The organism is Amycolatopsis sp. cmx-8-4, assembly GCF_046548675.1.
Lineage (GTDB): Bacteria > Actinomycetota > Actinomycetes > Mycobacteriales > Pseudonocardiaceae > Amycolatopsis.
This window is the reverse complement of sequence record NZ_JAEBDZ010000011.1, coordinates 34,638-47,938: the sequence shown is the minus strand read 5'-3', so window position 1 is coordinate 47,938 and position 13,301 is coordinate 34,638. Positions and strand designations below refer to the sequence as shown.

The 13,301-nt window shown below is 73.6% G+C and carries 11 protein-coding genes and 2 pseudogenes; 8 read left to right on the top strand and 5 right to left on the bottom strand.

From position 1 onward, the window contains the following. Window positions 1–223 precede the first annotated feature (223 nt). Window positions 224–1,141 (bottom strand): annotated as a pseudogene (locus tag ACLJQZ_RS23885) (cobalamin biosynthesis protein); the annotation flags it as partial. 36 nt (window positions 1,142–1,177) lie between these two features. On the opposite strand from ACLJQZ_RS23885, the gene ACLJQZ_RS23880 reads away from it, so the two are divergent. The 3 genes from ACLJQZ_RS23880 to ACLJQZ_RS23870 all read left to right on the top strand — a co-directional run bounded on the left by ACLJQZ_RS23880 (window position 1,178) and on the right by ACLJQZ_RS23870 (window position 3,723). Then, window positions 1,178–1,780, top strand: coding sequence for a bifunctional adenosylcobinamide kinase/adenosylcobinamide-phosphate guanylyltransferase (locus ACLJQZ_RS23880; RefSeq protein ID WP_247055896.1), 603 nt, complete (start codon window positions 1,178–1,180; stop codon window positions 1,778–1,780). Window positions 1,781–1,802: 22 nt separating this feature from the next. After that, on the top strand, window positions 1,803–2,816 hold the full coding sequence (gene cobT / locus ACLJQZ_RS23875; protein WP_410622112.1) for a nicotinate-nucleotide--dimethylbenzimidazole phosphoribosyltransferase: 1,014 nt from the start codon (window positions 1,803–1,805) through the stop codon (window positions 2,814–2,816). 184 nt (window positions 2,817–3,000) lie between these two features. Beyond that, on the top strand, window positions 3,001–3,723 hold the full coding sequence (locus ACLJQZ_RS23870) for an adenosylcobinamide-GDP ribazoletransferase (RefSeq protein WP_410622280.1): 723 nt from the start codon (window positions 3,001–3,003) through the stop codon (window positions 3,721–3,723). Between the two features lie 255 nt (window positions 3,724–3,978). On the opposite strand, the gene cobC is transcribed toward ACLJQZ_RS23870, so the two are convergent. The 4 genes from cobC to ACLJQZ_RS23850 are packed head-to-tail and all read right to left on the bottom strand — an operon-like array spanning window position 3,979 to window position 8,894. Then, on the bottom strand, window positions 3,979–4,995 hold the full coding sequence (gene cobC / locus ACLJQZ_RS23865) for an Rv2231c family pyridoxal phosphate-dependent protein CobC (RefSeq protein WP_410622111.1): 1,017 nt from the start codon (window positions 4,993–4,995) through the stop codon (window positions 3,979–3,981). Continuing rightward, window positions 4,988–6,325, bottom strand: a complete 1,338-nt coding sequence (locus ACLJQZ_RS23860; protein WP_410622110.1) for a cobyrinate a,c-diamide synthase — start codon at window positions 6,323–6,325, stop codon at window positions 4,988–4,990. Before ACLJQZ_RS23860 ends, cobC begins: the two co-directional genes overlap by 8 nt. Then, window positions 6,319–6,933, bottom strand: a complete 615-nt coding sequence (cobO, locus tag ACLJQZ_RS23855) for a cob(I)yrinic acid a,c-diamide adenosyltransferase (RefSeq protein WP_410622109.1) — start codon at window positions 6,931–6,933, stop codon at window positions 6,319–6,321. The genes ACLJQZ_RS23860 and cobO overlap by 7 nt, the downstream gene beginning before the upstream one ends. Next, window positions 6,933–8,894, bottom strand: coding sequence for a putative cobaltochelatase (locus tag ACLJQZ_RS23850; RefSeq protein ID WP_410622108.1), 1,962 nt, complete (start codon window positions 8,892–8,894; stop codon window positions 6,933–6,935). Before ACLJQZ_RS23850 ends, cobO begins: the two co-directional genes overlap by 1 nt. Window positions 8,895–8,970: 76 nt before the next feature. Here ACLJQZ_RS23850 and cbiE point away from each other — a divergent pair, with 76 nt between their 5' ends. The 5 genes and pseudogenes from cbiE (at window position 8,971) to ACLJQZ_RS23825 (ending at window position 13,284) form a co-directional block, all read left to right on the top strand. Then, window positions 8,971–10,179: a precorrin-6y C5,15-methyltransferase (decarboxylating) subunit CbiE gene (gene cbiE, locus ACLJQZ_RS23845; RefSeq protein ID WP_410622107.1), complete on the top strand. Its 1,209-nt coding sequence runs from the start codon at window positions 8,971–8,973 to the stop codon at window positions 10,177–10,179. 85 nt (window positions 10,180–10,264) lie between these two features. Continuing rightward, window positions 10,265–11,026, top strand: coding sequence for a precorrin-4 C(11)-methyltransferase (gene cobM, locus ACLJQZ_RS23840; protein ID WP_410622106.1), 762 nt, complete (start codon window positions 10,265–10,267; stop codon window positions 11,024–11,026). Further along, window positions 11,023–12,039 carry a Gfo/Idh/MocA family protein gene (locus ACLJQZ_RS23835; protein WP_410622105.1) on the top strand — a complete coding sequence of 339 codons (1,017 nt, stop codon included), beginning with the start codon at window positions 11,023–11,025 and terminating at the stop codon, window positions 12,037–12,039. Before cobM ends, ACLJQZ_RS23835 begins: the two co-directional genes overlap by 4 nt. Further along, window positions 12,036–12,755, top strand: coding sequence for a cobalt-precorrin-6A reductase (locus ACLJQZ_RS23830; protein WP_410622104.1), 720 nt, complete (start codon window positions 12,036–12,038; stop codon window positions 12,753–12,755). Before ACLJQZ_RS23835 ends, ACLJQZ_RS23830 begins: the two co-directional genes overlap by 4 nt. Then, a pseudogene (locus tag ACLJQZ_RS23825) lies at window positions 12,752–13,284 on the top strand (nitroreductase family protein). Before ACLJQZ_RS23830 ends, ACLJQZ_RS23825 begins: the two are co-directional and overlap by 4 nt. Window positions 13,285–13,301 lie beyond the last annotated feature (17 nt).

Here is a 13,301-nt window from a genome sequence, read left to right as displayed (position 1 = left end):
CCGCGGAGTTGTCCACAGATCGCGCGGCACCCACCGAGTTGTCCACAGATCGCCGAACGGGCCTTCGCCCCCACCGCCGGCCGATAGACTGGACAGGGGCCGCCCCCCAGGGAGTGGTGGGGGCTGCCATCGCGAGCCCGGTGCCGATCCCGGCGCCGATCCCGGGCGTGACAGCCGCCGCGCGGCGACCAGCGCGGCCACGGCCGATCCCGGCGCCGGCCACCACAGCCACGGTCAGCGCGGCCACACCCACCAGCCGGGACAACCGCACCGCCCGCCGCAGATCGACCGGCTCCGGGTCGCGGCCTTCTCCCAGCCGAGCCCGGCTCTCGACCTCGCCGCCGTAGCTGTTCGTGCCGCCCAGCCGGATGCCCAGCGCGCCCGCGAACGCCGCCTCCACCTGGCCCGCGTTGGGGCTCGGGTGGTGCCCGCCGTCGCGGCGCCAGATCCGCCAGGCCGCGCGCGCCCGGCCGCCGGCGAGGGGCGCGCACGCAACCGTCAGCGCGGCTCCGAGGCGGGACGGGGCCAGGTTCACCAGGTCGTCGGCGCGGGCCGCGGCCCAGCCGAACTCCTGGTAGCGCGGTGACCGGTAGCCGACCATCGCGTCGAGTGTGTTGAGCGCGCGGTAGCCGAGCAGGCCCGGCAGCCCGGCGACAGCGCCCCAGAACAGCGGCGCGACCACGGCGTCCGACGTGTTCTCGGCGATCGACTCGGTGGCCGCGCGGGTCAGTTCGGCGGAGTCGAGCGTCGTCGCGTCGCGCGCGCAGAGGTGCGAAAGCCGAACACGCGCCGAAGGGACTTCGCCCACTTCGAGCAGCTTCGCCATCTCCGTACCTTCGGCGGCGAGACCACGTCCGCCGAGCACCACCCACGTACAGACGGCAGTCGCCGCGAAGCGCGCGAAGGGACTTCGCCGCGTTGCAGTCTGAAGCGCGGCACCGAGGCCGACAGCCACGAAGGCGCACAACCCCGCGTACGCGGCTCCGCGCCGCTTCGAGTCGGCCCACACGCGGCGTTCGAGAGCCGCCGCGGCGGTACCGAAGATCGCTACCGGATGCCCCCGACGGGGGTCGCCGAACAGGGTGTCGGCGACATATCCGGTAACGAGTCCGGCCGCGGTTGTCCCTAGACGGAGTGGCACGTGGCGCACGTTAGCGCGTGCACCACAATGCCCGGTATGACCAAGCTGACGCACCGGCTAGCCGGGTATCTCGAAAACCTGGCCCGCGCCCTCCGCCGGTACGGACGCGACGAAGGAAAGGTGCTCGTCCTCGGCGGGGTCCGCTCGGGGAAGTCGCGGCACGCCGAGCGGCTCGTCGCCCGCCACCCGCACCTCGTCTACGTCGCGCCCGGCCTGCTCCCGAGCGACGACGACCCCGAATGGGCCGCGCGGGTGGCCGCGCACCAGGCGCGGCGGCCGTCGAACTGGAAGACCGTCGAGACCACGGACCTCGCGGGCACGCTCAGGAAGGCGACCGAGCCGCTCCTCATCGACTGCCTCGGCACCTGGCTCTCGCGGGTGCTCGACGAGGTCGGCGCGTGGGAGCAGGAGCGAGGCTGGGAGCACCGGCTCGACGACCGGCTCGAGGACTTCCTGGCCGCGTGGGCCGCGGCGCGGGTGCCGGTGGTCGCGGTCAGCAACGAGGTCGGCAGCGGTGTGGTGCCCGCAACGTCGTCCGGACGGCTGTTCCGTGATGTGCTGGGTGCACTCAACAACCGGGTGTCCGCCGACGCCGACCGGGTCCAGCTGGTCGTCGCGGGGCGGGTGCTCGACCTGTAGGACCCGTACCCCGGAGGCGCTCGTGTTCGACGTACCCGTGCCTGATGCCACTGCCCGCGCCGCCGCGCAGGAGCGGCTCGACGGCCTGGTCAAGCCGCTCGGCTCGCTCGGCAGGCTCGAGGAGATCGCCGCCTGGCTGGCCGCGGCGCACGGCAGCGTGCCGCCGCGCCCCCTGGACGACGTCCGCGTCGTCGTCTTCGCGGGCGACCACGGCGTGTCCGCGCTGTCGGCGTACCCGCGCGAGGTGACCGCGGCGATGGTGCGGGTGTTCCTGGCCGGCAAGAGCGGCGTGAACGTGCTGGCCGCGCAGGTCGGCGCGCGGGTCCGGGTCGCCGACCTCGGCGTCGACTGGGACGGTGCGAACGTCCCGGCGGACGTGACGGCCCACAAGATCCGCCGCGGCTCGGGCTCGATCGACGTCGAGGACGCCCTGGAGCCGGGCGAAGCGCGAGCGGCTTTCGAGGCGGGCCGCGCGATCGCGGACGAAGAGCGCGAAGCGGACGTGCTCATCCCGGGCGACATGGGCATCGGCAACACGGCGATGTGCGCGGCGCTGGTCGCGGCGTCGCTGGGGTTGCCGGCGTCCGAAGTCGTCGGCACCGGAACCGGCGTCGACGCGGCCGGCCTGGAGCGCAAGACGGCGGCGGTCTCGGCGGCGTTGACGCGGACCGCGGGCCGGGTGGATGACCCGTTCGAGCGGCTGACGGCCCTGGGCAGCGCCTGCGTCGCGGCGACGGCGGGCTTCCTGGTCCAGGCGGCGGTCCGCGGCATCCCGGTGGTCTTGGACGGCGTGTTCTCGGGCGCGGCGGCCCTGGTGGCGCGGGACATCGCGCCGGGGGCGGAGCAGTGGTGGCTGGCCGGGCACCGCTCGACGGAACCGTCGCAGGCCTTCGCGCTGAAGGCGCTGGGCTTGGAGCCGATCCTGGACTTCGGGCTACGCCTGGGCGAAGGCAGCGGCGCGGTGCAGGCGATCCCGACGCTGCGCGCGGCCCGCGCGATCATCGCGGACATGGGCCTGCTGGCGGACTTGGCGTGAACGCAGCCCCCACCACTCCCTGGGGGGCGTCCCCTGTCCAGTCTATCGGCGGGTGGCCGGTCGGAAGCCCCGCTCGGCGATCTGTGGACAACTCCACCGGCGCCGACGCGGCTGTGGACAACTCCACGGGCCGCGGCCGAACCGCGGGCGAGCCGACGTGAGCCGCTGGGGTGATGCCGCGCGGATGGCCGTCGGGACGCTGACCACCGTGCCCGTCCCGGCGCCGCGCGTCATCGACCGGCGCGTGGCCGGGGGCGCCATGGTGCTCGCGCCGCTGGCCGCCGTCCCGCTGGCCGCCGCCGCCGGGCTGATCGTGTGGGCCGGGCACGCGCTCCCCGCGGTCGCCGTCGCGGCTCTCGCGCTCGGGGCGGTCGCGCTCGGCAGCCGTGGCCTGCACCTGGACGGGCTCGCCGACACCGCCGACGGCCTCGGCGCCTCCTACGACCGCGCCAAGGCCCTCGACGTCATGCGCCGAGGCGACTCGGGGCCGACCGGGGTCGCGACGCTGGTCTTCGTCCTGCTGGTCCAGGTCGGCGCGCTGGCCGGGGCGATCGCGGCGAACCACGGCATCGCCGCCTGCGCCGCGATCGTGATCGGCCGTTGCACGCTGTCGATGTCCTGCGCGAAAGGCGTCCCGCCGGCGCGACCGGAGGGCTTGGGCGCGACGGTCGCGGGCTCGGTGCCGCGGTCGGCGGCGGCAGCCTTGGCCGCAGCAGCGGCCGCCGGCACCGCGTTCCTTCCCGGCTTGCCGTGGTGGCGCGGACCGCTGGCCGTCCTGCTGGCCTACGCCGTCGCCGCGGCACTGCTCCGGCGCTGCACCACCCGGCTCGGCGGCGTCACCGGCGACGTCCTCGGCGCGGGTGTCGAAGCCGGGGTCGCGGCCGCGTTGCTCGCGCTGTCAACCTGAGGCCTCCGCCCGGTGTGTACCAGGTGAACGCCAAGGCGGACGCCCTGAGCACCGACACCGCCGTGGACCTGGCGGACCTCTTCCATGCCCACCGCCCCGGCCTCGTCCGGTTCGCCGTGCTGCTGCTCGGCGAACCGCGGGCTCGACGACCCCGCCGGCGCCGGCGGCTACCTGCCGAACTTCGCGCTCCGGGGACACGATCTTCCGCGACGACCAGGGCCACGAGGTGCGGTTCCTGGTCCGGCGCGGCGGCGTTCAAGCACATCGGCGAACAGCCGTCAGGAACGCGTCCGTCGTGCCACGATCCCGCACCGCCAGGCGCAGATGATCCGGCCCCAGCCCGGGGAACGTGTCACCGCGGCGGACCGCGTAGCCCGCTTCGCGCAGCCGCAGGCGGACGTCGGCGCCGCCGGGGACGCGGATCAGCACGAACGGGCCACGCGGCTCGCCGAGCACGCGAACGCCCGCCGCGGTCAGGCCCGACACCAGGTACTCGCGGTCCGATTCTGCCGCCACCGCAAGCTTTTCGGCTTCCTCCACAGCGGACGGACGGCAGCACGCCACCGTCGCCACACCGGCCAAAGTGGACACCGACCACGGCACCTGGACCGCACGCAGCCGCTCGATCACGTCCGGCTCGGCGAGCACGTACCCGGCCCGCAACCCGGCCAGACCCCACGTCTTCGTCAGGCTGCGCAGCACCACCACGCCCGGAACACCCTCGGCCAAGCTCTCGGCCTCCCCCGGAACCGCGTCCAGGAAGGCCTCGTCGACGACCAGCAGCCGCCCGGGCCGGGCCAACGCACGCAGAGACGCGGCCGGGTGCAGGACCGACGTCGGATTCGTCGGGTTGCCGACGAACACCAGATCCGCGTCGCCGGGCACCGCGGCCGGATCGAGCACGAATCCGTCCACTTCGGACAGGATCACGCGCGAAACCCCGTGACCCGCCGCTCGCAGCGCGGCCTCCGGCTCGGTGAACTGCGGGTGCACGACCACCGCACGCCGCGGCCGCAGGGCCGACGCCAGGAGCGTGAACGCCTCCGCGGCGCCGGCCGTGACCAGCACTTCCGCAGGAGAACGGCCGTGCCGCGCCGCGACGGCAGCAGTTGCCTCAACGGCGGAAGGATAAGCCGCGAGAGTGTCCAAAGCGGACACCAGCTCGGCCCGCAGCCACGCCGGTGGTCGCGGCAACCGGACGTTCACCGCGAGGTCCATCAGCCCCGGCCCGACTTCGCGGTCGCCGTGGTGGTGCAGGTCGTACTCACCCATGGGCGAAGGCCCGGATGCGGCCGGCGAACCGCTGCGCCAGCTCGGGATACCCGGCCCAGTGGACGTGCAGGTAGGACGCGTGCAGCGTCGGCGACGCGAAGCCGTCCAGCTGCCGGTCCCAGCCCCAGGCCGCCGACGCGCCGTACGAGGGCGTGACCTCCGTGCGGTGGAACTCGTGCCCGGTGACGCGCTGACCGGCCGCGGCCAGCACGTTGTCCTCGACGGCGACCGCGCGCCGGTAGCCGAGCTTGCCCCGCGCGGTCATCTTGGCGTCCGCCGGCACCGCGCCGACCATCGGCACGCCGTCCAGCGACTGGCACAGGTACAGCAGCCCGGCGCATTCCGCGCTGACCGGCATCCCGCGGTCGACCGCCTTCGCCACTTCGGCGCGCAACGCCGTGTTCGCCGACAGCTCGGCCGCGTGCACCTCGGGGAACCCGCCGCCGAAGTACAACCCGGCGCACCCGTCGGGCAACGTCTTGTCCCGCAACGGATCGACGTCCACGACGTCGATCCCGCACGCCGCGAGCAGCTCGATGTTCTCGGTGTAGCGGAAGGTGAACGCCGGGCCGCCCGCCGCCGCGATCGTCGCACGTGGACCGTCCACACCGGACGGTGTCCACATCGGAGCCGAAAGCCGGGACGCCCCCGAAGCGATCCGGACGATCGCCTCCAGGTCGACGCCGTCGGTGACCCACGCGGCGAGCGAAGGCAGCACGCGCTCGGCTTCCGCGGACCGCTCCGCGGCGGGCACCAGGCCGAGGTGCCGGCTCGGCGCGTGGATCTCTTCGTTGCGGTACAACGCACCCAGCAGCGGAACGCCGGTCGCTTCCAGCGCGGACGCGATCTCGTCGAGGTGCCGTTGTGAGCCCAGCTTGTTCAGGATGACGCCGGCGAGCCGCACCCGCGTGTCGTAGGAAGCGAACCCGAGCACCGTCGCCGCGACGCTGCGCGAGGCCGCCGACGCGTCGACCACCAGGACCACCGGCGCGTCCAGCAGCCGGGCGACGTGCGCGGTCGAGGCGTAACCCTCGGTGCCCAACGCGCCGTCGAACAGGCCCATCACGCCCTCGATCACGGCGATGTCCGCATCGCGAGAACCGTGGCGCAGCAACGGGATCAGCGTGTCCTCACCCTGCAGGAACGGGTCGAGGTTGCGGGCCGGCCGGCCGGTCGCCAGCGCGTGGTAACTCGGGTCGATGAAGTCCGGGCCGATCTTGTGCCCCGACACCCGGTGCCCGGCCGTGCGCAGGGCCGCCATCAGCCCGGCGGCGATGGTCGTCTTGCCGTGCCCGGAGCCGGGCGCGGCGATGACCACGCGCGCTACCACTCGATCCCCCGCTGGCCCTTCTGGCCGGCGTCCATCGGGTGCTTGACCTTGGTCATCTCGGCGACGAGGTCGGCGGCTTCGAGCAGTTCCGGCGGCGCGTACCGGCCGGTGATGACGACGTGCTGGTGTCCCGGCCGGTCGACCAAAGCGGACACGACGTTGTCGACTTCGAGCCAGCCCCACTTGAGCAGGTAGGAGAACTCGTCGAGGACGTAGAAGTCGTGCGTCTCGGCGGCGAGCCGTCGCTTGATCTCCGCCCAGCCCTCACGGGCGTTCGACGCGTGGTCCTCATCGGTGCCGGACTTGCGCGCCCAGCTCCAGCCTTCGCCCATCTTGTGCCACTCGACGGGCCCGCCCTCGCCGGTGTCGTCGTGCAGCTTGCCCAGCGCGCGGAACGCGGCTTCCTCGCCGACGCGCCACTTCGCCGACTTGACGAACTGGAACACCCCGATCGACCAGCCCTGGTTCCAGGCGCGCAGCGCCATCCCGAAGGCCGCGGTCGACTTGCCCTTCATCTCGCCGGTGTGCACGGCGAGCAGCGGCCGGTTGCGGCGCTGGCGCGTGGTCAGCCCGTCCTTCGGGACGACTTCCGGTTTCCCCTGCGGCATCAGGCGGCCCTTCCCGCGGTGCGCGCGCGGACGGCGTCGGCGAGCGACTCCGCGGCGACGTCGGACAGCGGCACGTGCTCGCCGCCGAGGCGTCCGGCCAGATCCGCGGCGAGACCGAGCCGCATCCGGCCGCTCTCGCAGTCCATCACCACGGTCGTGACGCCGGTGAGCAGCCCGGCCGCGGCCTGGGCGCGCGCGACGGCGTTCGCGCCGCTGGTGGCGCGGCCGTCGGTGACGACGACCAGCAGCGGACGACGTCGCGGATCGCGGATCTCTTCGACGCGCAGGACTCGCGCGGCTTCCAGGAGGCCTTCGGCCAGCGGCGTCCGGCCACCGGTCGGCAGGCCTTCGAGGCGGGACGCGGCCGCGTCGACGCTGATCGTCGGCGGCAGCGCGAGTTCCGCGCTGTCACCGCGAAAAGTGACGAGCCCGACCTTGTCGCGGCGCTGGTAGGCGTCGAGCAGCAGCGACAGCACCGCGGACTTGACCTCGCGCATGCGGGCCTTCGCGCCCATCGAGCCCGACGCGTCGACGCAGAACAGCACGAGATTGCCCTCACGGCCTTCGCGCAGCGCGAACCGCAGGTCCTGGCGCCGCATCTTCAGCCCGGCGCCCTCGCGGCCGCGGGCTTTCTGGTGCGGCGCCGCGGCTTTGACGGTCGCGACCAGGTGCGGCCGCCCGTCCCGGACGCTCGGGGGCTGGACGCCGATGGTTCGTCCGCTGTCGGTGATCGCACGTGACCGGCGGCCCCGCTCGCCCTCACCCATCCCCTTGACGCGGAACACGCGGGCCTTGAACGTCTCGCCGGCGCCGACGGTCTTCTGCTGCCCGCCCTGCTGCTGGGACTGGCCCTGCGGCGCGTCTCCCCGCGGGACTTCCGGCGGAACGTCTTGCGGCGCGTCCTCCGGCGTCGCACCGCTGCCCGGGCCGTCGTCCTCGGGGCCCGGCTCCGGCGGCTGGGCGTCCTGAAGGGCCTGCTCCAGCTGCTCTTCCGAGATCCCCGGTGCATCGAACGGGTTGCGGCGGCGCCGGTGCGGCAACGCGAGCCGCGCGGCGACGCGGACGTCCTCGGTGGTCACCTCGTCGCGCCCGGCCCAGGCCGCGTGCGCGACCGCGGCGCGCGCGGTGACGATGTCCGCGCGCATGCCGTCGACCTCGAAGGACGCGCAGATCTCGGCGATCTGCCGCAGCGCGTCGTCGGGCAGCTTGACCGCGGGCAGAAGCCGTTGCGCCGACTCGATCTCCTCGGCGAGGCGGGTGTCTTCGTCGGCATACCCGGCGGCGAAGGCGTCGGGATCGGCTTCGTAGGCCAGGCGACGGCGGACGACCTCGACGCGCTGCTCGGGATCGCGGCTGGAGGCGACCTCGACGGTCAGGCCGAACCGGTCCAGCAGCTGCGGGCGCAGCTCGCCTTCCTCGGGGTTCATGGTGCCGATCAGCACGAACCGCGCCGCGTGCGACACGGAGACGCCCTCGCGCTCGACGGTCGCGCGGCCCATCGCGGCGGCGTCGAGCAGGGTGTCGACGAGGTGGTCGTGCAGCAGGTTGACCTCGTCGACGTACAGCAGCCCGCGGTGCGCGGCGGCGAGCAGGCCGGGCTGGTAGTCCGTGACGCCCTCGGCGAGCGCACGTTCCAGGTTCAGCGAGCCGACGACGCGGTCCTCGGCCGCGCCGACGGGCAGCTCGACCAGCCGCGCGGGCCGCCGGTGGCCGCTCGCGCCGGTGTGGGGGCCGTCCGGGCAAACCGGGTCGGGAGCCGCCGGATCGCACGAAAAGCGGCAGCCGTCGACGACGTCCACGCCGGGCAGCAGGCCCGCCAGCGCGCGGACCATGGTCGACTTCGCGGTGCCCTTCTCACCCCGCACCAGCACCCCGCCCACGGCGGGCGAGATCGAGGACAGGATCAGCGCCAGGCGCAGGTCCGGCATCCCGACGACGGCGGTGAACGGGTACGGCTTCAACAGCACTCCTTCAGCGGCGGAGGTCGGCGACCGGCCGATCATCGCACAGCGCCCGCCTCGCTTAGGGTGGGAAATCGTGCGCGAAAAATCACGTCGACCTGCAACGGGACCCGGGGATTCCGACGATGTCCCGCCGCGGAGCCCACGACGCCTGACGGTGGTCGGGATCGGTGCCGACGGCTGGCCCGGGCTCTCGGAACAAGCCCAGGCCCTCGTCCTCGGCTCCGACGTCGTCATCGGCGCGCCGCGGCAGCTGGGGTACCTGCCCACCGGCGTGCCCGCGGTGCCGTGGCCTTCGCCGTTGCTGCCCGGTCTGGACGCGCTGCTCGCCGAGCACGAAGGCCACCGCGTGTGCGTCCTGGCCAGCGGAGATCCGTTTTTGTCGGGGGTGGGTTCTACTCTGGTGGCTCATGGATACGAGGTCGAGGCGCTGCCCGCGCTCTCGTCGGTGACACTGGCCCGGGCCCGGCTGGGCTGGTCCGCCGAGGAGACCGAGGTGGTGACCCTCGTCGGCCGATCGTCGGCGCGCGCGGCCCGGGTGCTCGCGCCGCGCCGGCGGGTGCTCGTCCTGGGTGCCGACGCGGCGGCTCTGCGCTCCCTGCTCACCGTGCGGGGTTATGGCGAGAGCGAGCTGTTCGCGCTGGAGAACCTGGGCGGGCCCGAAGAGCGCATCTCCGACGGCTGGACCGGCGATCCCGGTCCGCTGACGGTGTTCGCGCTGGAGTGCACCGGCCCGGCGCTGCCCCTGATCGGCATCCCGGACGACGTGTACGCCCACGACGGCCAGCTGACGAAGCGCGACCTGCGGGTCTCGGCGCTGGCCCGCCTCGCCCCGAGCCCCGGCGACCTGCTGTGGGACGTCGGGGCGGGCGCGGGCAGCGTCGGCATCGAATGGTCGCGGATGCACGCGATGAACCGCTCGATCGCGATCGAGCGTGATCCCGAACGCGCCGAGCGGATCGGCCGCAACGCGGTCGACCTGGGAGTACCGGAACTGGAGGTGGTGACCGGAGAAGCACCCGACGCGCTGAGCGCGCTGCCCGCGCCGGACGCCGTCTTCATCGGAGGCGGCGTCACGGTGCCGGGTGTACTGGACGCGTGCCTGGCCACGGGCGCGCGAGTGGTGGCGCACGGAGTCACCCTGGAAGCCGAGCAGGTCCTGGCCCGGGCGTACGAGCAGCACGGTGGTGAGCTGCTGCGGATCGCGGTCGAGCGGGCCGCCCCGCTGGGCGGGTTCACCGGCTGGACGCCGGCGCGGACCGTGACGCAGTGGAGCAGCCGATGACCGGCCACGCCACCGCGGTCCGTTCCCATGGCGCACGGCCAACGTCCGGCCGCCCCACCGCGGCCCGCACCCTGGGGAGCAGCCGATGACCGTGTACTTCGTCGGTGCCGGCCCCGGGGCCGCGGACCTGATCACCGTGCGCGGGCGTGACCTGCTGGCTCGCTGCGGCGGCTGCCTCTACCCCGGCAGCATGACGCCCACCGACCTGCTCGCGTACTGCCCGCCGTCCGCGGAGCTGGTGGACACGGCGAACCTCAGCCTGGCGGAGATCGTCGAGAAGCTGGTCCAAGGGCACCGGGCCGGGCACGATGTCGTCCGGTTGTGCTCTGGCGACCCGTCGCTCTACAGCGCCGTCGCCGAGCAAGCACGGCGCCTCGACGCCGCCGGCGTGCCGTACGAGGTCGTGCCCGGCGTACCCGCCTTCGCGGCTTCGGCCGCGGTGCTCGGGCGGGAGCTGACCGTGCCGGAGGTCGGGCAAAGCCTGATCATCACGCGCGTGCAGGCCCGCTCGACCGCGATGCCGCCGGGCGAGACGCTGGCCGCGTTCGCCGCCACCGGAGCGACCCTCGCGCTGCACCTGGCGATCAACCACGTCGAACGGGTGGCCGGCGAACTCGCCCCGCATTACGGCGCGGACTGCCCGGTCGCCGTCGTGGCGCTCGCGAGCCAGCCCGGCGAAACCGTCGTGCGCGGGGTACTCGGCGAACTCCCGCAGCTGGTCCGCGAGGCCGGGATGACGCGGGCGGCGACCATCTTCGTCGGCCGGGTGCTCGCCGCGGCCGGGTTTCCGGACAGCTTCCTCTATTCCAGTGCCCGCGACCGGGCGAACCAACCGGAGTCGTTGTGACGCACCTGCGCTGGGGCCTGCTGGCCGCCGGGACCATCGCCGCCGAGTTCGCCGCGGGCGTCGACGAGAGCAAGCACGGCGTGCTGACCGCCGTCGCCGCGCGGTCCGCCGACCGGGCGCGCGAGTTCGCGACCCGCTTCGAGATCCCGAAGGCCTACGGCAGCTACCAAGACCTCCTCGCCGACCCGGAGGTCGACGCGGTGTACGTCTCGACGCCACATCCGATGCACCAGGAATGGGCGATCGCGGCGGCCGAAGCGGGCAAGCACGTGCTGTGCGAGAAGCCGCTGACCGTCACCGCCGCCGACGCCGAGGAGGTCATCGCCGCGGCCCGCAGGCAGGACGTCTTCCTGATGGAGGCGTTCATGTACCGGCTGCACCCGCAGACGCGGCGGCTGGCCGAGCTGATCTCGTCCGGCGCGATCGGCGAGGTGCGCGCGGTCGACGTCACCTTCAGCTATGCCAGTGAAGACGGCGAAGCAGCCCGGCTCGGCGACCTCGCGCTCGGCGGCGGCGGGATCCTCGACGTCGGCTGTTACTGCACGTCGCTGGCGCGGCTGGTCGCGCAAGCGGCGCTCGGCGTCGACGTCGTGGAACCGGAAGCGGTGACGGGGATGGCGAAGCTGTCCGCCTCCGGCGTCGACGAGTACGCGACCGGCCTGCTGCGGCTGCCCGGCGACATCCTCGCGCGGCTCTCGTGCGGGTTCCGGCTCGCGCAGGAGGACGGCATCCACGTCTACGGCAGCCGAGGACAGCTGCACGTGCCGCGGCCGGCGTGGATCCACGCGCTGCGCAAGCCCGTGACGTCGCAGATCGTCCTCACGCCGCTCGACGGGCAGGCCGAGGTCATCGAGATCGAAGCGAGCCAGGGACTCTTCGCGCGCGAAGCGGATCACGTCGCCGCGCACGTCGGCGACCGGCAGGCGCCCGAGCTGACCTGGGCGGAGACGCTGGCCAACATGCGGACGCTCGACCGCTGGCGGGAAGCCGTCGGCTACGGACGTCCTTCGTGATCCTCATCCTCGGCGGGACGGGCGAAGCGCGGAAGCTCGCTTCGGACCTGACAGACCGCGGAGTGCGCGTCGTGTCTTCCCTGGCGGGACGCGTCGCGCGGCCACGGCTCCCGGTCGGCGAAGTGCGCGTAGGCGGCTTCGGCGGCGCGGACGGCCTCGCGGCCTGGCTGCGCGAGAACGACGTACACGCTGTCGTGGACGCGACGCACCCTTTCGCCGAGCGCATCGGCGCCAACGCGGCGAAGGCGGCCGAACTCACGAAGATCCCGCTGCTGCGGCTCGCCCGGCCCGGCTGGGAAGCCGGTGAAAGCGACGTCTGGCACTGGGCGGACGACCTCCCCGACGCCGCCAGGAAACTCCCCGGCCTGGGGAAACGCGTCTTCCTCACCAGCGGCCGCCAAGGGCTGCCCGCCTTCGCGCACCTCGACGACCTCTGGTTCCTGATCCGTTGCGTCGACCCGCCCGAACCGCCGCTGCCCCGGCACCACGAACTGCTCCTCGCGCGCGGACCGTACGAAGTGGACAGCGAGCGCGAACTGCTCGCCCGGGTTGACGTCCTCGTCACGAAGGATTCCGGTGGCGACCTGACCAGTGCCAAACTCACAGCCGCCCGCGAGCTGGGCGTGCCCGTGCTGCTGGTCCGGCGACCGCCGAGGCCGGTGACCGAGACCGCCGAGACCGCGCCCGAGGCCGTCGAATGGGTGCTGAACCGATGATCGAAGAGTTCTACGAAGTCCTGCGCAAGCGCCGCGACGTCCGCGGCGAGTTCACCGGCGAGCCGATCCCCGAGGCGACGCTGACGAGGATCCTCGAAGCCGCGCACGCCGCGCCGAGCGTCGGGCTCAGCCAGCCGTGGGACTTCGTGCTGGTCGACGACCACGCGACCCGCGAGCGGTTCGCGAAGCACGTCCACGAGGAGCGGGACGTCTTCGCCGGACAGCTCAGCGAAGAGCGAGCCGGCACCTTCGCGAACATCAAGATCGAGGGCATCCTCAGAACCTCTGGCTGGCCGCGACCGCCGAAGGCCTCGGCGTCGGCTGGGTGAGCTTCTACCGTGAGCCGTTCCTGCGCGAACTGCTCGGCATCCCGGACGGCGTGCGGCCCGTCGCGTGGCTGTGCATCGGCCCGGTCAGCCGGCTCGAAACCGTGCCCGACCTGGAACGCCACGGGTGGCGCAGCCGCCGTCCCCTGGCCGGGGCGGTACACCACGGGCGGTTCACGCCGCGTGACCCGGGGTCTGGGTGAACCGCCTCGGTCTGACC